This is a genomic window from Caballeronia sp. dw_19, assembly GCF_018449515.1.
Taxonomy (GTDB): Bacteria; Pseudomonadota; Gammaproteobacteria; order Burkholderiales; family Burkholderiaceae; genus Caballeronia.
The window spans coordinates 256,664-274,931 of record NZ_JAAVUQ010000001.1 but is presented as its reverse complement, the minus strand read 5'-3'; the positions used below and the strand labels follow the sequence as shown (position 1 = coordinate 274,931).

The following is an 18,268-nucleotide window of genomic DNA, read 5'->3' as shown; positions in this document are numbered from 1 at the left end:
TTTTTGGTGACATGGAACTAACGCCTCCCGTTGCACGCGAATCGACCTCACGTTCGGAGCTCGTCGGCAAGATGCTGGCGTTTTTCAAGGAGCGTGGCTACGAGAGCGGCGAGCGTCTGCCGTCCGAGCGCGCGCTTGCGGAGCGCTTCGGCGTGGGTCGCAACGCGTTGCGCGAAGCGCTTTCGACGCTAAGCGCCCTGCGGGTCGTCGAATCACGCCCGAATTCCGGCATCTACTTGCGCCGCATGTCCACCGACAGCAGCTTCGAAACCATTGTGCTGCTGACCGAGATGGGCTCCGAGCCGTCGATGAAAGAGGTCAAGGAGACGCTTGAAGTACGCTGGGCGCTCGAGATGCGCGCAGTGCAACTGGCGTGCGAGCGCCGCACTCCGCCGGATCTGGACATCCTCGCGTCCGTGATAAACGCGACGCAGGCAGTACTGTCGAACAAGGGCAACATTTCGGTACAGGACACGGCCTTCCACATGGCGCTTGCACGTTGTACGCACAACGAAGTGCTGGTGCACTTGCTCAGTTCGTTCTACCGTATTTCGGAAAGTCGCCGCTTTGCGCTGTTTGCCGATCCGGAGCGAGGTACGATCTCGGCGATGCAGCATGTGAAGATTTACGAAGCGGTGAAGAAGCGCGACGTGAAAAAAGCCACCGTGCTGATGGAAACGCATTTCACGCGTGCTGTCGAATCGTGGAACGAGATTCTCGGTGACGAGCAGCCCGTCGAAGTCAAACGGGCACGCAAAACGAAGTAAGACATGCACGCAATACCGCTCGCATAACAGAAGAAAAGGTCGGCTTGAAACGAGCCGATCTTTTTTTCGTGCTTGCCAGGTCTGCGAATCAGAACGTATGCACGATACCGAGACGCACGAGCAACTGATGGTCGTTTGAAGAGGGAGTCAGTTGCGTGATCGACGCGACGGCGCTCTGACCAAGCGAATCCGTCCCGCTCGCCTTCTGATAGATCGCGAGCGCGTACAACTCCGTACGCTTTGACAGGAAGTACGCACTCGACAACGTGCCCTGGTGGTAGGTCGCACCACCATATGCGCCGACGCTCGCCTTGCGCGTATAGCTATACGCGGCGTTCACGCTGAAAGCCGGCGTGAACGCATAGGTCGCGTTGATTTCACCGTTGTTGAGGACGGCGCTGCCTGCATAGTGCAGCGAGTTGGGTCCTGCGCTGGTGTCGCCGAGGCCGTCGAAACCCGCATGAGAGTAGGTTGCACCGATACTCGCGGCGCCGAAGTGATACTTCGCGCCCGCGACCAGCAGTTGCAGGGTGGCGGCCGATGCAAAGCCTGCGTAGATCGGGTTCGACTGGGCGGCGGTGGCTGAACCGGAGGAGCCGAGGTTGTCGGTGGTGTTGTTGCCCGAATTGCCGTTCGTGCCGAAGTACGACAGGTTCGGGTCGCGCGCATTCAGGTAGCCCGCGGCCGCGGCGAATGGTCCCTGCGCGTACGAAGCGGCGAGTGCCCAAACCTGGTTGCGGCCCGTCGCACCCGCTACACCACCCACCGCATACATGCCGCCGAGCGTCACGCCGGCATACGGCGTACTCTTGAATTTGATCGCGTTGTTGATGCGTATCGAGTGACCGAGATCGTCGAAATCGTCGGGGTTTGCGCCCATGTGGCCGGGTATTTCGCCCGCTTCGGAGATCGGTGCGAGCATGTCGCTGACAATGCTGTATTGCCGGCCGACGGTCACTTGTCCAAAGGGATTCGCGAGGCCAACAAATGCCTGCCTGCCGAACTCGAGTCCTCCTTGAGCAAGCCCCCCGGTGTCGATGTTGAAGCCATTTTCCAACGTGAAGATCGCCCGCAGTCCGCTGCCCAGATCTTCGCTCCCGCGCAGTCCCCAGCGGCTGCCGCCAATCCCGGTCGCCCCGTCCGACATCGCATATTGCTGCTTGCCTGCAAGCTGACCGCCGGTGCGGCCCGTCTGAACGTTGCTGACGTAGTTGAACCCTTGGTCGATCAGGCCATACAGCGTGACAGAACTCTGCGCGTGCGCCGCCGAAGCGGCTGTGCCGGCGATCGCCATCGCCACCAGCATAGGTTTCTTCATTGTGTCTCCATATCTCCGAACCGAATTTGTATTTAGGCGTGGTACCCAATCGATGGCACGAAATTGAAATTGGTTCCATCAAATTGGACCACCATAATTGGTGGGACCAATCGTAGCGATGCACGATTCATGCTGTCAATCCTGAGGACAACCCCTACGACAAACCGGATGCGTTTTTCAACGATGTGCTGTAGCGCATCAATGTGCGCGATGTCGAACTCGCGTCATAGCCGTCAAATGACATGGTGTCCGCGTATGACTTACGAATAAGCAACGTCAATCTTTTCAACGGCTTGCCTGACGCGAACCGAACCGTTCGTTCCGCTGCGCTAATACCCACATCACCGTTCTAATAGGTCAACCAACGAACCTGCTCCTAGAATCGGTGCATTCACAAGGGGGGCGGGAATCTTCTCCAGTTCTTGTCCCGTATTACTGGACCAAGGAACATCTATTCATGAACAAGACAGACATTGGCGATCTCTTACGTGTAGGACCTGGAACCCCCATGGGGACATTCATGCGTCAATACTGGCTCCCGGCGGCGCTATCGACCGAGGTCAAGGCAGATGGCGATCCGGTCAGGCTGATGATCCTCGGCGAGAAGCTGATCGCCTTCCGGGATAGTTCAGGACGGGTCGGTGTATTGGATCATCGGTGTCCTCACCGCTGTGCGTCGTTATTCGTTGGCCGCAACGAAGAAAATGGAATTCGCTGTGTCTATCACGGATGGAAGTTCGACGTAGACGGCAATTGTGTCGATATGCCAAGCGTGCCGGATCGGCTCGATTTCAAGGAGAAGGTTCATGCTCGTGCCTACAAAGCCACTGAGCGAAATGGACTGGTTTGGGTTTATATGGGTGAAGATCAGAAGAACCCGCCGCGTCTCCCGGAGATCGAGGCGAACCTGATTCCCGACAGCAAGATCTGGTGCCTGCAACGGCAATGCAACTGGTTGCAGGCACTCGAAGGAGACATCGATACCAGTCATGTAGGATTCCTGCATGTCGGTGCGTTGCAACCCGAAGATCTTCCGGAGGACTCGCCTTTGCGCCCCACCGTTCTCAACAGAGCGCCGGAATATCGCGTGCAAACCGCGGAGTGGGGCGCGATGTACGGCGCTTATCGTCCGGCTGAGGACGGCCGCATGTCATGGCGCGCAGCCCATTTCATGTTCCCTTTCTGGACGATGACGCCGAACGTCCTGTTTTCAACCCGCGCGATCGCACGGGCATGGGTGCCGATGGACGACACGCATGTCATGCTTTTCGACATAACCGGCGGTGTTGACGAGGGCAATCCATTCTTCACGACCAAACTGAAGAATGGAGAAGCGATGTACGAGAAGATCAGGCGCAAGCCGAATGGGACCGGCTGGTACGACCGCTGGCTACCTGTCGATGGATATCACAACGATTGGGGTATTGATCGCGAAGCTCAGCGCAACATGATCCATTTTACGGGCATCGACAATCCGTCAATGCAGGACCAGGCGATTACCGAAAGCATGGGTCCTATTACCGACCACTCTTTTGAGCATTTGGCTCCAACGGATCAGATGATCGCCTTTGTCCGACGAAGTCTGACAAAGGCACTACACAATTTCCGCGAAAATCAGGCCGCGGCACCCGGCGTCTCATCGCCGGACGTGTACTTCGGCGCTCGTTCGGGGGCCTTCTGGGCGGATGCTGCTATCGGGTTTGCGGACGCTTACAAAGCCGAACTCGAAAAAGCACATCGCTGGCCTTCCGGTAACGTGGAACTGACTGACTGATTTGCCAGGCATTACATCTTTTCATTGAGAACGAAGCGCGATGTCGGAGCGATTCCACCTCGCGCTTCCATCCGATCTCAAGCACCGAGCTCAGGCGTGAAGTTTCGGGCGCTTTCGGGGCAAAAAAAATTGCGGAGGCAAATAGCATGATCAAGCTTGAACACGACAGATCCGGTATTTCTTTTAACGGCCGGGTTGCACTGGTAACAGGCGCCGGGCGCGGAATTGGAGCAGCGATCGCGCGCGAACTCCACGATGGGGGCGCGATGATTGCCGTAACCGATCTGGATCCCGGCAATGCCCAAGCTGTGGCGAAAGAGCTTGATCCAAGCGGTGAAACGGCCATGGCGTTCAAGCTGGATGTCCGTGAAAAGCAGGACTTCGAGCATGCGCTCGCTTTGGTGATCGAGCGTTGGAGCAAGCTGGATATTGTAGTGAACAATGCTGGCTATGCTAAACGGACACCCGTCGAAGAGATAACGCCTGAGGAGTTCGATGAGATCGTAGCCATCAATATGCGTAGCGTGTTTCTCAGTTGCCAGATCTTCTCGAAATATATGAAATCCCGGAATTACGGGCGAATCGTGAATATAACGTCGCTCGCCTCGCACAATGGCGGGACGGTCGCGTCGCCGCACTATGCAGCCGCCAAAGGCGGAGCGACAACATTGACACGGTATTTTGCGCGTCAACTCGCCGGTACGGGCGTAACCGTCAATGCCGTATCGCCGGGGCCCGTCGCCAGTGCAAAGGAGCGCCTGGCTCATTTGATCGACGAGATCAGCAAGCAGGTTCCGGTCGGGCGATTCGCGGAGCCATCAGAGATCGCGGCGGCAGTTTCGCTACTCGCTTCTGAGCGCGGCGGGTTCATTGTGGGGGCCACGATCGATGTCAACGGCGGTCTCCATATGCGCTGAGCAAAATCAGCGCCCGTGATTGCCAATCCGTTCGACCTTAACTTGCGTCATCTGCGCGCGCTCGTCACTGTGCAGGAGTGCGGCAGCATCAGTGCGGCAGCGCGTATTGCGTGCCTATCGCAGTCGGCCCTTACACAGGGTATCGCCAAGATCGAGCGTCAACTCGAATGCGTGTTATTCGAACGCCAAAGTGATGGGGTAGATGTCACGCCAGAGGGTAAATTGGCGCTGCAGCGCATAGGCGCCGCGTTACGATATCTCGATGACGCGGTCAGCAAATCACAACGTAGCATCGAGCATCCCGCGCGGGCGGTCACGATGACGCATATTCGTGCGCTAATGGCGCTGGCGGAAACAGGAACTTTCGCTACGGCGGCTGAGGCGGCCAAACTCTCCCCGAGTTCGGTGCACCGCTCGGTCGGTGACCTTGAAAGAAAGTTGGACAAGCATCTCCTTGATCGTCGTGGCCGGGGGACGCTATTGAGTTTTTCCGGCAACCGGCTGGTTCGGGGTTTCCGCCTCGCAGCAGGTGAACTGCGTGCGATGGTGGGTGAAATGCGCGATGACGAACATCTCGCGACAATTTCTTTCGGGGCCCTCCCGGTCGCGCGCCCAACCATCGTACCGAGAGCTATCACGCGGATGATTGGAGAAAATTCACGGGCACGCTTCGTCGTCGCCGAAGGCGATTGGCAGGATCTTGTCGATCAGCTTCAGGATGGCCTGATCGATCTGATCATCGGTGAAATCCGGAATGACGATCTGGACGATCTGAAGCAGGAGGCATTGTCCGATGATCAAGTCGTCATTCTGTGTGGAAGCCATCATCCGCTTGCGATGGATCCTGCGCCGTCGCTCGATGTTCTGGCTGCTTATCCCTGGATTGTGGCGCCACCGCTGTCACCGCTGCGCCTCCATTGGGAGAATCTGTTCGCTCATAGAGCGCGCCCGGACTCTCCCGTGGAATGCGGATCAATCATGGTCATGATCAATCTGCTTGCACAGAGCGATTTCCTCACGCTCGCTTCGCCGAGGCAGGTCGAACTACCTCTGCAAACAAAGCGGCTGGCACAGATAGGTGGATTTATAAGGGACTCTACGCGCTCAATTGGCATCACTACTCGCAAAACCTGGCGGCCGATACCGATGGAACGTCGATTCATGCGCATGCTTGCTGAAGCAGCGGAGTGCTCCGGTGCTTCACCGATTGCATCGGCATAGGCGGCATTGACCGGATAAAAGTTAAAAAAAATCAATCAAGGAGACACCATGTCACAGACGAAGCATGTTGCCAGTCTTATCGATGAGCGCCCGATCGGTACCTTCCAGATCGTGATCGCCGCAATGGGCGCGTTAGCCCTTCTTTGCGAAGGTTTTGATCTACAAATCATCTCGTACCTGATGCCGCAGATCGTGAAGGAGTGGCACATCGATCCCGCGCGGCAAGGCGCTATATTGTCCGCGGGATATAGCGGCATGTTGATCGGCTTTCTTGCACTCGCACCCGTGGCGTCGAAAATAGGAGCCAAGCGCCTGGTGGTCGTGTGTTTGCTGGCAATGGGTGCACTGAATCTTGCAACGATTCTGGCTAAAGACGCGACGACTCTGTTGATTTTTCGAATCGCCGTCGGCCTCACTCTTGGAGGCGTGGTCCCGCCGGCGTTGGCGCTGGTTTCCGAATTCTTTCCGGCTCGTCGTCGTTCGACTCTGATTGCGATGATGTATCTCGGGACGACTAGCGGCTTTATGGTAGCGGGTGCGACCGCGTGGACTATCTTATCCAGTTACGGTTGGCGTGGCGGCATGATCATTGGAGGCATCGTGCCGGTCATCGTCGCTTTAGGGATATGGCTGGTGTGGCCAGAAGCGCCTATTTTCCTTCTTGGACGTGGCGGCAATGGGCCCGCGCGCGTTCAACACATTCTGTCGCGGTTATACCCGCACACCGCGTTGAAAGAGGTCGTGATCACAGGGGATCATGACGCGGTCAAGGCAGGCGGCGTCATGGATATTTTCCTCGACCGGCGTCTTTTGGGAACGTTAATACTCTGGGCGGCATTAAGCTTCAACGCCATCGTCTATTTCTTCGTATTAAGTTGGATGCCGCTTATATTGGTGAAAGTAGGTGCTTCACAGCAGGATGCCATTCTTGCCTCCACGCTCGGGAATCTGGGCGGGATCGCCGCGATTGCTACCGGAATCCTGATGGACCGTTTCGGAAACGCGCGCGTTGTCACGATCTACTTTGTAGCCGGGGCAGCGTTCGTTCTTCTCGTCGGTGCTCTGCTGTCACCGACCGTCGTGGTGATTGCGCCGGCCGCCTTCTGCTTGGGCTATTGCGTGAGCGGGCTCCAGAAGGGTGTATCTGCATTGACAATCGCATTCTATCCGCCCGCCTTGCGATCGACGGGACTTGGGTGGGTACTGGGAATTGGGCGCAGCGGAGCGATTCTTGGACCCATATTGCCGGGGCTGTTAATGCAGAATGGCTGGCAGCCACCGTATATCTTCTACTTTATGGCTATGCCGCTACTTTTCGGGGGCGGCGGCATTGCCATTATGCAAGCCTACTATCGACAGCGTCTGCCTTCGAACGTGGAAGGTACGTCGCCGGCCAGTCGGAAAACTCAGCACAGAACCTCGGGCGTAGGGTAGTGCTTCGTTTTTCCTGGAGTCAATGTGATCGTTGGCGCGAATTACCTTGTGCAAGATGTCATTGGCCGTGGCAGTCCGCACGAATTGGTCGGGAATCCTTCTTATACACGGTGACGTCCTGCTTGAGCGCGGGGACGAGTTGGGGAACTAACTGAACACGCCACGGCGCCGACGTTGGGCAGTAGTGTCGGGAGAGAAGCGCTCCACCATGTTCAGCCATGATGCGGAGGTCAGCATGAAATGGACGGTGCACCGGGCATGTTTCGCGAGCCACTCCCTGACGCTTCGAGTGTTTGCCTGTGGCTTAGTTGTCGCAGATCAAATGCAGCTCTTGCTGACAGCGGGTGAGGCAGCCAATCAGACCCAGTCGGCGACGAGCCGACCTCTGTGGGATGGGTTCCCATCTGCGTGATGCGACACGTCCTGCAGCAGGTCCATGAAGCGCTGCTGGACGCCGGTCGGCCGCCAACTGCGCCGCGCGGTGATACCGATCGTCGACGTGGCATGCGGCAGCGGCGCGCCGATCTGCGCGAGCAGGCCGCTGCGGATCTGCAATGCAGCCTGATCAGGGCTCAGCAACGTGAGGAAATTGCCATTCGTGAGCAGCCGGCCGGTGATCATTACTGAGCCGCACTCGATCGGGCACGCTGGCGGCGTGCGGCCGTCGAAGAGTTCTTCCCACGCGCCGCGCAACGGTGAGCTCGGCAGGCCAACGATCCACGAATAGGCCGCGAGCATATCGAGCGTAATGGCGGCGCGGCCTGCTAGCGGGTGATGACTGCCGCCTACGACGATCAGCCGGTCTTCGTAGAGCGGCCGTTGCGCAAGATCGGAGATTTCGTAGCTGCGGACTTCGCCGATGATCAGATCGACCACGCCGTCGCGCAGCGGCTCGACGAGCTCGGCCCAACTGCCCTCGAAGACGCGGAATGTGGCGGGCGCCGCTTCGCCGATCATGCGTGCCATTGCTTCGGGAGCGACGAAGGCGCGCGCGACTGGCGTGACGCCGACGCCGATCAGCGTACCTTCCGGACGCAGGCCGAGTTCAACGAGCAGCGCGGCGAGTTCGGCGGCGGCGAGGCGCGTGCCGCGAGCAAGACGCCGACCGGCGGGATTGAGACTCACGCCGCGCCCACGTCGCTCGACTAGCGCTTCACCTACGGCTTCTTCGAGATCACCGATGGCGCGATGCGCGGCCGTGCGCGACATGCCAGCCGCAGTAGCGGCGGCAACGAAGCTGCCCACGTCGGCGAGCGCAAGAAACGCCCGCAACTGGGTCATCGTCATGCGGCGTTCGGGCCGCACGTTGCCGCGCGTAAGTGCCCGCGCGCCGGCGGCCAAGTGAGCGAGCGCGCCATGCACACGCTCCGCAACCTGCTCGCCGACCGGCGTGGCGAGCATGCCGTCAGCACGCCGCTCGAAGAGCGGGTAGCCGAACTGCTGCTCAAGTTTCATCACGGCTTGCGTAAGCGCCGGTTGCGACAGCCCGACCCGGTGTGCTGCTGCGCTGACGCTGCCATGCTCGCGAACCGCCAGCATCGCCTGCAGGTGCCGTAGATTCAGATTGAAGGGATCGTTAAGCATTCGCGATTATAGGCAGCAACGCTTTCGCGCGATTGCTCTGCGCGCGAAAGCGTTGCTGATGGCCGTTGCGGCGGGAAGCGGCCTAAAATTATCCGCGTAGTGTATTGCGGCGCAGGATTTGGGAGAAAAGCGATGGTCACTATTCCATCACGCCCGTGCTGCTGATCGGTACGTCGTTTGACTACACGAAAGCACCCGACGCCAAGTATGAGCAAATCGATCTCGGCTGGTGGCTTGTCATTCAGACACAATACTCAAAGCAGCGGGTAAGCGTATCAGCGAGTGGCCTGTGCGAGCGTACTCTGGTTAGGTTGATCAACCGTCGGCATGCCGCCCGTTCAAGTAGCGCTTGCCGGGGAAGTGGAACGATGTGGTCATGCCGCATCTTCATGCGTTCACCGGGAATATGCCATTCGGCCGCGTCAAGATCAATTTCGCTCTGAGGGGCCGATGCGATGCTGACCGGGTCGCAACCCGGTCAGCATCGCGAGCTTCAGCGCAGCGCCAGTGGTAATCCATCTTCGCGCAGGTCATTGTGGATGGCGTAACTGACGATACCGCCAACGTACTGACGCGCCTTCGATGCAAGGTCGGGCGCTTTCGCCGCGATCGTCTCGAGAATGGGTTTGACCTGCGCGGTGGACAACGTCGAGATCGACTTGTTACGTAGCGTCGGCGTCAGATACTCGCGCAGGACAAATTCGGCCTTGCGGTAGGTTTCATCTGCCCACTCTTTGCGCTTGAATTCAAGCCATGCCTTGGCGACGAGATGGAAGGCCCCGCCGGCGGCGCGCTTTCGCGCGGAAACATCGGCACGTCGTTGGTCGACCGGATCGGTGCCCTCGCGCACGAGATCGCGAGCAGTGGCGGCGCGACGCCACGCTTCGATCAAACTAATGTCGGGGTAGGGGCCAAGGCTCAGGAAGTTTTCTTTCCCAGTGCCAGGACGGCGATATCGGAGTAACCAGGTCTTTGCGCCGTTCGGACGTATGCGCAGGGAAAGGCCCGGGCCATCCGGCAGGAAGGTAAGGCTTCGGCCCCGTTTTGGCGTTGCGAAACGCCAATTCCGACCTCGGTTCGACGTATCCGGGCATGACTTTGCCCACGAAACGGGTATACGCAAAAACGCTGGATATAACAGGAACATCTCGGACCACAAAAGACAAAAAACCCCGTAATCACAAGGATTTACGGGGTTTTCCGGACTTCTTCGGATTGCTCCGAACTTGAATCTTGGTGCCCAAGAGAGGACTCGAACCTCCACGCCTTGCGGCGCATGGACCTGAACCATGTGCGTCTACCAATTCCGCCACCTGGGCAGGGTGCGTGTGCAGCAAAGAACGCAATTATAGCCGGGCGTATCGCGCTGTCAAGCATTTTGAGACCGAAACTGAAACGCGGCTCCGAGCCATTGCCCATATGGCTTTTGCGCCGATGTGGCCCGGTTGGCGGGTGTTAGAATGGTTCGCAAACTATTCGTGAACGAACCGGAACAACGTTAAGTGCAACGTCCCGGCAACGCGCCGATCCGGCCCCGGGTGGGGCTGGAAAGTAAAGCTGGGATGGGATTGCCGACGGGTAATCCCCCATTAACCGCGACATTCAGTTAGACGAGAAGAGATCATCGATAAGCCCTTGAACAAATATCCGTATCCGATTCCGAGCCGCGAAGAAATTCTCGGCGTGTTGCGCACGAGCGAGGCTCCGCTCGCCGCGAACGACATCGCCGAAGCTCTGTCGATCAAGCGCCAGGAGCGCGAGGGATTTTTCAAGCGATTGGGAGCCATGGAGCGTGACGGCCAGGTCCGTCTCGACAAACGCGGCTATTACCAACTCACGCATCCCTCGAACTTCGTCGCCGGCCGCGTTCAAGGCCATCGCGACGGCTTCGGCTTCCTGATTCGCGACGACGGCCAGGACGACCTGTTCCTGCCCAACGGCGAAATGCAAAAGGTCATGCACAACGACCGCGTGCTCGCGCGGATCGTTGGTTATGACCGTCGCGGGCGGCCTGAAGGCCATATCGTGGAAGTCACGGACCGTGCGAACAAACGGATCATCGGCCGGCTGATCAGCGAGAACGGCGCGCTGATCCTCGTGCCCGAAGACAAGCGTATCGGCCACGACATCCTGATCACGCAGAATCCGAAGAAAGCGAAAGTGGGGCAGGTGGTGTCGGTGGATCTCACCGACTTCCCGAGCCGCCATTCGCAGCCACTCGGACGCGTGGCGGAAGTGATCGGCGACATTGACGATCCGGGCATGGAGATCGAGATCGCGGTGCGCAAATACGGCGTGCCGCACGAGTTCAGCGACCGCGCGCTCGAGCAGGCCTCGAAGCTGCCGGACGAAGTGCGTCCCGTCGATATCCGGCATCGCGTGGATTTGCGCGATGTGCCGCTGGTCACTATCGACGGCGAAGATGCCCGCGACTTCGACGACGCCGTGTATTGCGAGCCCATGACGGTCGGCCGCGGCACGGGCTTTCGTTTATTGGTCGCGATTGCCGACGTCTCGCATTACGTGCGCCCGAACGAGGCGCTGGATGTCGATGCGCTCGATCGCAGCACGTCGGTGTATTTCCCGCGCCGCGTGATTCCAATGTTGCCCGAGAAGTTATCGAACGGGTTGTGTTCGCTGAATCCGCAAGTGGATCGTTGCGTGCTCGTCTGCGACATGGTGATCACCGCGCGCGGCGAGATCAAGGCGTACCAGTTCTATCCGGCGGTGATGCATTCGGCCGCCCGGCTGACATATACGGAAGTCGCGTCGGTCCTGACCAACACGAAGGGACCGGAAGCCGCGAAGCGCGCCGACCTGTTGCCGCAATTGCAGAACCTGTACGGCGTCTACAAGTCGCTGCACGCTGCGCGCCAGAAGCGTGGCGCGATCGATTTCGATACGACCGAGACGTACATTGTCTGCAATGCGCAGGGCAAGATCGAGCAGATCGTGCCGCGGCATCGCAATGACGCGCATCGGTTGATCGAGGAATGCATGCTGGCCGCGAACGTGTGCGCCGCCGACTTCCTCAAGCGCCACAAACATCCGGGGCTGTATCGCGTGCATGCCGGGCCGACGCCCGAAAAGCTCGAAAACCTGCGGGCATTTTTGCGTGGCGTGGGTCTGTCGCTGGGTGGCGGCGAGAAGCCGCACGCCAGCGATTACGCCGCGCTCATGGCAATGGTTCGCGACCGGCCGGACGCGCAGATGCTGCAGAGCATGGTGCTGCGCTCCATGCAGCAAGCTGTCTATAGTCCGGACAACATCGGTCACTTCGGGCTCGCGTATGAGGCGTACGCGCACTTCACCAGCCCGATTCGCCGATACCCCGACTTGCTCACGCATCGCGCCATCTACGCCATCTTGCAGGGCAAGAAGTATCAGCCCGAGGTCGGTCATGACGTCACGCTCAGTACGGGCCTGACGAAGGCCGCGCGGGCCATGCAGAAATCCGACGATGAATCGCGCAGCCGTCAGCGCAACAACGTCGCGATCTGGGAAGAGCTCGGACTGCATTGTTCGTCGAATGAACGCCGCGCCGACGAAGCGTCGCGCGACGTGGAAGCCTGGCTCAAGTGCTATTTCATGCGCGACAAGCTCGGCGAGGAATACGGCGGCATGGTGAACGGCGTGACAACGTTCGGCATTTTCGTGCAACTGGATTCGCTGTTTATCGAAGGGCTGGTGCATATCACCGAACTGGGCGCCGACTACTTCCAGTACGACGAGATCAAGAACGAACTGCGCGGTGAACGCACAGGCATTCGTTACCGGATGTCGGACCGGGTGCGCGTGCAGGTCAGCCGTGTCGATCTGGATTCACGCAAGATCGACTTCCGGCTGGTCCGCGATACACCCGTCAAGCCGCCAGGACGGACCACCGCGCCTGCCGTCGAGCACTCGGCCTTAAATGGTGCGAGTGCGGGCGCTGGACCGCGTGTGCGGCCGTTCCCGTCGGACGAAGGCAGCAGCGTGAATAGCCGGCGGCGTGATCGCGGGGGCAAGAAGGCGGCGTCCCAGGCTGCCGGCAAGGCAGCCGCGGCAGCTGCATTGCCGCCGACTATCGCCAAGGACGTAGCGGTGGCGAAGAAACGCGGCGCGGCCCCAAAGGCGGCGGCCAAGAGTCACCCGCCACGCAAGAAGCGCTGAGGCGCGCGGTAGCGACGAAGGCGACGCGCCTCAGTTTGAAATGCGCGGCCCGATGCATCATGCACCGGGCCGCGTTTCCATTTTGTTTTGTTTGAATACGGTCTGGTCCAGTCATGTCACGTCTCAAAGTTTTGTATGGTTTTCACGCGGTGACCGCACGGGTTCGCGCCGACGCATCGACGATCGAAGAAATTCTCTACGATCCGACCCGCAAGGACCGGCGCATGACCGATTTCCTGCGCACGGCGAAGGAAGCGGGCATCCGCCTGATCGCCGCCGATGAAGCGCGCTTGTGGGGCCTGTCGGGTAACGTCGGCCATCAAGGCGTGGTGGCGCGCGCGACCGACATGCCGCTCGCGCAGAACCTGGCGGAACTGCTCGACGGCGTCAGCGGCACGCCCTTGCTGCTGGTGCTGGATGGCGTGACCGATCCGCATAACCTCGGCGCGTGTTTGCGCGTAGCCGATGCCGCTGGCGCGCACGCGGTGATCGCCCCGCGCGATCGTTCGGCCGGGCTGAACGCAACTGCCGCGAAGGTCGCAAGCGGCGCCGCTGAAACCGTGCCGTACATCACGGTCACGAATCTGGCGCGTGCGTTACGCGAGTTGAAGGATGCGGGCGTGTGGGTGATCGGCACATCGGGTGATGCCACGGCGAGCGTCTATGAGACGAAGCTCGATGGTCCGGTGGCGATTGTTGTCGGCGCGGAAGGCGAGGGCATGCGGCGCCTCACCGGCGAGACCTGCGACGAGATCATGAAGATCCCGATGGCGGGCAGCGTCGAGAGTCTGAATGTGTCGGTGGCGAGCGGGATTTGTCTGTTCGAAGCGGTGCGGCAACGGTCGGTGAAGAAGTAAGTACACGCCATGCGATTCAGCTCCGCCGTCATTTGCGGTGTGTGTTGCGCGCTGCTCGCAGCGTGCTCCAGCACCGAGATCAATCGCGGCGCGTATATTGCCGACACGCGTTATCACGCGCCCGGTGTCGACTCGCGTGTGCGCTTTCTCGTCATGCATTACACGCGAGGCGACGAAGCGCGATCGCTCGCAGTCCTGACGGGTGATGACGTCAGCGTTCACTACGTCGTGCCCGATGATCCACCGGTCAAGAACGGTGAACCGGTGGTCTATCAGCTCGTACCGGAATCAGAGCGGGCTTGGCATGCAGGCCAAAGTGAATGGCAGGGAACGACGGAGCTGAACGCCGCGTCGATAGGCATTGAAAACGTCAACGTGGGTCCTGTTGATACGCCGCAAGGACGCACCTGGCAGCCGTATCCGCCGGCGCAGGTCGATGCGCTCGTGAAGCTCGCGAAGGACATTGTCACGCGCTACAAGATTCCTCCCACGCGCGTGGTGGGCCATAGTGACATTGCGCCGCAACGCAAGACCGATCCAGGTCCCGCATTCCCCTGGCGCACGCTTTACGACAACGGTATTGGCGCGTGGCCGGATGACGCAACGGTGGCACAACATCTCGCCGGGCGCGATCCCAAGTCGCTGGTCGACGTGGCCTCCCTGGAACAAAAACTTCAGCGATACGGCTATGACGTCGCCACCGACGGCGTGCTCGACGACAAGACCCGCCGCGTGATCGCCGCATTCCAGATGCACTTTCGCCCCGCTGATTACGCGGGCAACCCCGACGCAGAGACCGATGCAATCGCGGCCGCGTTGCTCGATAAATACTTCCCTTAAAGGCACTTCGCGCCCATGTCCGATCTTTATCTGCCGCTGCGCTCCGTGCATATGACCTGCGCGGCGCTCAGCATCCTGGGCTTTGTCATTCGCACCATCTGGATGCTGCGTGAATCGCCGCTGCTGCAAAAACGCGCGGCGAAGATCGTGCCGCATATCGTGGATACGTTGCTGTTGTTGAGCGCAATCGGGCTGGTGGGAATCATCGGCTTTGGACCGAACGCGGCGTGGCTGTCGGCGAAGATTGTCGGGTTGATCGTGTATATCGTGCTGGGTACGCTCGCGCTCAAACGCGGTCGTACGAAGGGCACGCGAGCGGTGTTCGGTCTGCTGGCAATCATCGTGTTCGCGTTTATTGCATCGGTAGCGCGCACGCATAATCCGCTCGGATTTTTCATGCACGTCTGAGCGGACGGCGCCGCCGCTGCAGCGAAAACGCTGCATGGTTCCGCTCAGCTAGAATTGAGGTTTCCCCTTTTACGCTGTCACCCTCGCCATGACCCAAGACGAACTGAAGCAACTGGTCGCCGCCGAAGCGGCCGCCTATGTCCACGCCAACGTACCCGAAGGCGCGGTGATCGGCGTCGGCACGGGCTCGACGGCGAATTGTTTTATCGATGCCATCGCCAGTACGAAGTCGCGGTATCGCGGGGCGGTATCAAGCTCGCTTGCCACGACCGCCCGGCTCGAAGCGCATGGTTTCAAGGTGCTGGAGTTGAACGAGATCGAATCGTTGCCCGTGTACGTGGACGGCGCCGACGAAATCGACCCGCACGGTGCGATGATCAAGGGCGGCGGCGGGGCGCTTACCCGCGAGAAGATCGTGGCGTCGGTGGCGGACGTGTTTGTCTGTATCGCGGACGCAAGCAAGCGCGTCGAGGTGCTAGGGACGTTCCCGTTGCCCATTGAAGTCGTGCCGATGGCGCGCACGGCGATCGGCCGGCGCATCACGGCATTGGGCGGTGTTCCGGTGCTGCGGGTGACGCAGGACGGCTCGCCGTTTATTACCGACAACGGCAATGAGATCATCGACGTGAAGACGCTGAAGATCACCGACCCGCTTGCGCTTGAGGCACAACTCAATGCATGGCCGGGCGTGGTGACGGTGGGCTTGTTCGCGGCGCGCGGGGCGAATGTATGTTTGCTCGGAACCCCGGGTGGTGTGGAGCGGATCGATTACACGCAGCGCTAAGGCCTGCGATAAGTTCTGAAAAAACGCGGAGGGCTGTCAGGCCTGCCGCGTTTTTTTTGATGCGTCGGGGAAGCCCGCCTGATTGCGGCTTCACACGCAGATCCCCTGAACAGATCATTTCTATATTGTATGCATTTAGTAAGATATCTCCGATCGAGAAGAACAGGCAGTCAGTCAAAATAAGCCAGTCCCCAGAGCAACGGGCTCTAAGCCTACCTGATTGCGCGACCGCGAACATTTTGTCTGCGTTAGAAAGCGTAATAGCTTGTATAGCCGCTGATGCGTGGGCACGACGTCAAAGGTCTTAACAATTAAGGGAGTTCGGTGATGCAAATCAATCTTCGTAAGACGCTCGACGCGTCTTACTCGCGGCTCAAGCACGTAGAGCCATCACCCACGGCGTTCGCAGGCAACTACGCGTTGTGCCTTGGCATGATCATGGGTGGACAGACCTGCAAGGGGATGTCGGTCCAGGAAGCTGAAAGTGAACGCGCTTACCTGGCGATGCTTGCCGCCCTGTACGAGATCCAACTCGCCATGCCGCGCAATCTAAGCAAGCGTTGAAGCAGTCAGGCAAGCAGTTATCGAAAAGCCGGGCATTTCATGTACCGGGATTTTTCAATCTTTAACCGTTTGGTTCAATTTTCCTTTGCGTGTGTTTCGGTCTTTGCCTTAGCATTTCAGTTAGCGATGCTTCGCCAGGTTCACATCGGCATCGGCTTCCGCTTTAGGCGCCGGTGCTGCAATGTCGAAAAGCGCGCGCGTCATCTGGCGTAGATATCGTTCGATAGAGAAGTGCTCGCCTGCATCGGCACGACCCTGGGCAGCAAGACGCACCGCCAGCTCGGGTTCACGCTGCAACGTGCTGATTGCATCCGCGAGCTCGGGTGCATTGGCCGGTTCGACGATCAACCCGTTTTCGCGATCCCTCAATATTTCGGGCACCGCGCCTCCGTTAGAGGCGATCACGGGTTTGCCTGCGGCCATTGCTTCAATGATCACAAGGCCGAACGGTTCCGGTTGCGTGGACGCATGCACGACCACGTTCATCACGTTCATCCATGACGCTACATCGTGTTGAAAACCCGCGAAGTGCACACGCTCTTCAATGCCAAGCGCTTTCGCTTGCGCTCTCAGACCCTGTGCATAGTCGGTCTCGCCGAAGAGTGCATCGCCGACAAGAACAAGATGAGCCTGTGGCACGCGTGCAATCGCATCAAGTGCTACGTGCTGACCCTTCCATGCGGTGAAGCGACCGAACAAGCCGACGAGAAAGGCGTCGACGGGAAGCCCGAGTAACGCGCGGCGCTGGTCCATTGGCGTCGCCGCTTGCGGTGTGTTGCCACGAAAACGCGCCATGTCCACGCCGTTGTGCACAACAGGTACCGCGCTGGGCGGCAGGCCGGTGAGTTCGACGAGCGCATCGGCGGAGGCACGCGAATTAGCGATCAGATGATCGACGCCGATCTTCACGGCCCACTTGATCAGCAACAGATGCAGGCGGCCGAAGTGGTCGCGCGAGACGATATCGTGCACATGCCAGACCGTAGGCTTGCGATGCAATACGCGGCCAAATGCGCCCAGAATCAAGGCCTTTTGCGTGTTGAGGAACACGATATCGAAGGACTTCGCGCGGGCCGCAATGGAGCGCACCTGGCGCACGATACCCGGCAATGCGGCCAGTGCGGCGAACCGCATGCGGTCCTTCTTGATGTTCGAGATACGCGCGTTCGTGTCTACCGATACCCGCACGCCTTCGGCCTGGAGCCGTTCGCGAAACGGTCCGTCCGATAGCAACAGGACTTCGCTGCGTTGGGTACATTGAATGGCTAGCGGCAGCAGGCAGATCTCGGCGCCGCCGAGCTGCCCGCTCTGGTCGATGAAGAGGATACGAGGCTCTTTCTTCGATAACGACGCAGTGGTGGTATCCGCGCGTTGCGGTGCGGATTCGCGTGTGTTGGTGGCCGTCGCCGGGCCTTTATCACGCAGCAGCGTGGTGGATGGAATTGATAAGCTGGCTGCGGATTTTGTTGGCATCGGTGACAGGGCGTTGCGAATAGTCGAATGAACGATGGGCAAACCCTGAGCGGATGAAGGTACCAACCGTGGGCAAGCGGACACAGCGCTCATTATTCGCAATGCGATGGGCGAAGTGTGTGGGCATGCGCACGAAAGCGTGCAGTGACTATCTTTAAACTCGCTTCATCGCAGC

The 18,268-nt window shown here is 59.4% G+C and carries 15 protein-coding genes, 1 tRNA gene and 1 pseudogene; 11 read left to right on the top strand and 6 right to left on the bottom strand.

What is annotated here, in order from left to right:
• Positions 1-11 precede the first annotated feature (11 nt).
• Positions 12-767: a FadR/GntR family transcriptional regulator gene (locus HB376_RS01105; RefSeq protein WP_213761583.1), complete on the top strand. Its 756-nt coding sequence runs from the start codon at positions 12-14 to the stop codon at positions 765-767.
• Between the two features lie 88 nt (positions 768-855).
• Here HB376_RS01105 and HB376_RS01100 read toward each other — a convergent pair whose 3' ends face one another.
• Positions 856-2,085 (bottom strand): porin, encoded by a 1,230-nt coding sequence (locus HB376_RS01100; RefSeq protein ID WP_213761582.1) that lies wholly within the window; start codon positions 2,083-2,085, stop codon positions 856-858.
• Between the two features lie 457 nt (positions 2,086-2,542).
• Between HB376_RS01100 and HB376_RS01095 the strand changes: the two genes are divergently transcribed.
• The 4 genes from HB376_RS01095 to HB376_RS01080 all read left to right on the top strand — a co-directional run bounded on the left by HB376_RS01095 (position 2,543) and on the right by HB376_RS01080 (position 7,431).
• Complete coding sequence (locus HB376_RS01095) at positions 2,543-3,859, top strand: Rieske 2Fe-2S domain-containing protein (RefSeq protein WP_213761581.1); 1,317 nt, start codon at positions 2,543-2,545, stop codon at positions 3,857-3,859.
• 146 nt (positions 3,860-4,005) lie between these two features.
• A complete protein-coding gene (locus tag HB376_RS01090) occupies positions 4,006-4,776 on the top strand; it encodes an SDR family NAD(P)-dependent oxidoreductase (RefSeq protein ID WP_213761580.1) in 771 nt (256 codons plus the stop codon).
• A 15-nt stretch (positions 4,777-4,791) separates the two neighbouring features.
• On the top strand, positions 4,792-5,997 hold the full coding sequence (locus tag HB376_RS01085) for a LysR family transcriptional regulator (protein ID WP_213761579.1): 1,206 nt from the start codon (positions 4,792-4,794) through the stop codon (positions 5,995-5,997).
• A gap of 48 nt (positions 5,998-6,045) precedes the next feature.
• Positions 6,046-7,431 (top strand): MFS transporter, encoded by a 1,386-nt coding sequence (locus HB376_RS01080; protein ID WP_213761578.1) that lies wholly within the window; start codon positions 6,046-6,048, stop codon positions 7,429-7,431.
• A 195-nt stretch (positions 7,432-7,626) separates the two neighbouring features.
• Here the strand turns inward: HB376_RS01080 and HB376_RS40700 are convergent.
• From HB376_RS40700 to HB376_RS01065, 4 genes and pseudogenes are all read right to left on the bottom strand, one after another.
• Positions 7,627-7,762 (bottom strand): annotated as a pseudogene (locus HB376_RS40700) (IS630 family transposase); the annotation flags it as partial.
• Between the two features lie 26 nt (positions 7,763-7,788).
• Positions 7,789-9,015, bottom strand: coding sequence for a LysR family transcriptional regulator (locus tag HB376_RS01075; RefSeq protein ID WP_213761577.1), 1,227 nt, complete (start codon positions 9,013-9,015; stop codon positions 7,789-7,791).
• Positions 9,016-9,508: 493 nt separating this feature from the next.
• Positions 9,509-10,162: an Arm DNA-binding domain-containing protein gene (locus HB376_RS01070; RefSeq protein ID WP_255631124.1), complete on the bottom strand. Its 654-nt coding sequence runs from the start codon at positions 10,160-10,162 to the stop codon at positions 9,509-9,511.
• Positions 10,163-10,249: 87 nt separating this feature from the next.
• A tRNA-Leu gene (locus tag HB376_RS01065) sits at positions 10,250-10,334 on the bottom strand.
• Positions 10,335-10,650: 316 nt separating this feature from the next.
• Here HB376_RS01065 and rnr point away from each other — a divergent pair.
• The 6 genes from rnr to HB376_RS01035 all read left to right on the top strand — a co-directional run bounded on the left by rnr (position 10,651) and on the right by HB376_RS01035 (position 16,620).
• Complete coding sequence (gene rnr, locus HB376_RS01060) at positions 10,651-13,167, top strand: ribonuclease R (protein WP_213761576.1); 2,517 nt, start codon at positions 10,651-10,653, stop codon at positions 13,165-13,167.
• A 113-nt stretch (positions 13,168-13,280) separates the two neighbouring features.
• Complete coding sequence (rlmB, locus tag HB376_RS01055) at positions 13,281-14,024, top strand: 23S rRNA (guanosine(2251)-2'-O)-methyltransferase RlmB (protein ID WP_089159656.1); 744 nt, start codon at positions 13,281-13,283, stop codon at positions 14,022-14,024.
• 9 nt (positions 14,025-14,033) lie between these two features.
• Positions 14,034-14,864, top strand: coding sequence for an N-acetylmuramoyl-L-alanine amidase (locus HB376_RS01050; RefSeq protein ID WP_213761575.1), 831 nt, complete (start codon positions 14,034-14,036; stop codon positions 14,862-14,864).
• A 15-nt stretch (positions 14,865-14,879) separates the two neighbouring features.
• Positions 14,880-15,272, top strand: a complete 393-nt coding sequence (locus tag HB376_RS01045) for a SirB2 family protein (RefSeq protein WP_213761574.1) — start codon at positions 14,880-14,882, stop codon at positions 15,270-15,272.
• A gap of 88 nt (positions 15,273-15,360) precedes the next feature.
• On the top strand, positions 15,361-16,056 hold the full coding sequence (gene rpiA / locus HB376_RS01040) for a ribose-5-phosphate isomerase RpiA (protein ID WP_213761573.1): 696 nt from the start codon (positions 15,361-15,363) through the stop codon (positions 16,054-16,056).
• A gap of 327 nt (positions 16,057-16,383) precedes the next feature.
• The gene (locus HB376_RS01035; protein WP_213761572.1) at positions 16,384-16,620 is read left to right on the top strand and encodes a hypothetical protein; all 237 of its coding nucleotides are present in this window, start codon (positions 16,384-16,386) and stop codon (positions 16,618-16,620) included.
• Positions 16,621-16,740: 120 nt separating this feature from the next.
• Here the strand turns inward: HB376_RS01035 and HB376_RS01030 are convergent, their stop codons facing one another.
• A complete protein-coding gene (locus HB376_RS01030; RefSeq protein WP_213761571.1) occupies positions 16,741-18,093 on the bottom strand; it encodes a glycosyltransferase family 4 protein in 1,353 nt (450 codons plus the stop codon).
• Positions 18,094-18,268: the final 175 nt, after the last annotated feature.

What these genes read in the sequence shown, in the direction of transcription:
- HB376_RS01105 (WP_213761583.1), top strand. Translation starts at nt 12, where the DNA reads ATGGAACTAACGCCTCCCGTTGCACGCGAATCGACCTCACGTTCGGAG.
- HB376_RS01030 (WP_213761571.1), bottom strand. Translation starts at nt 18,093, where the DNA reads ATGCCAACAAAATCCGCAGCCAGCTTATCAATTCCATCCACCACGCTG.
- rlmB (WP_089159656.1), top strand. Translation starts at nt 13,281, where the DNA reads ATGTCACGTCTCAAAGTTTTGTATGGTTTTCACGCGGTGACCGCACGG.
- rpiA (WP_213761573.1), top strand. Translation starts at nt 15,361, where the DNA reads ATGACCCAAGACGAACTGAAGCAACTGGTCGCCGCCGAAGCGGCCGCC.
- HB376_RS01080 (WP_213761578.1), top strand. Translation starts at nt 6,046, where the DNA reads ATGTCACAGACGAAGCATGTTGCCAGTCTTATCGATGAGCGCCCGATC.
- HB376_RS01075 (WP_213761577.1), bottom strand. Translation starts at nt 9,015, where the DNA reads ATGCTTAACGATCCCTTCAATCTGAATCTACGGCACCTGCAGGCGATG.
- HB376_RS01100 (WP_213761582.1), bottom strand. Translation starts at nt 2,085, where the DNA reads ATGAAGAAACCTATGCTGGTGGCGATGGCGATCGCCGGCACAGCCGCT.
- HB376_RS01050 (WP_213761575.1), top strand. Translation starts at nt 14,034, where the DNA reads ATGCGATTCAGCTCCGCCGTCATTTGCGGTGTGTGTTGCGCGCTGCTC.
- HB376_RS01095 (WP_213761581.1), top strand. Translation starts at nt 2,543, where the DNA reads ATGAACAAGACAGACATTGGCGATCTCTTACGTGTAGGACCTGGAACC.
- HB376_RS01070 (WP_255631124.1), bottom strand. Translation starts at nt 10,162, where the DNA reads ATGTTCCTGTTATATCCAGCGTTTTTGCGTATACCCGTTTCGTGGGCA.
- HB376_RS01090 (WP_213761580.1), top strand. Translation starts at nt 4,006, where the DNA reads ATGATCAAGCTTGAACACGACAGATCCGGTATTTCTTTTAACGGCCGG.
- HB376_RS01045 (WP_213761574.1), top strand. Translation starts at nt 14,880, where the DNA reads ATGTCCGATCTTTATCTGCCGCTGCGCTCCGTGCATATGACCTGCGCG.
- HB376_RS01035 (WP_213761572.1), top strand. Translation starts at nt 16,384, where the DNA reads ATGCAAATCAATCTTCGTAAGACGCTCGACGCGTCTTACTCGCGGCTC.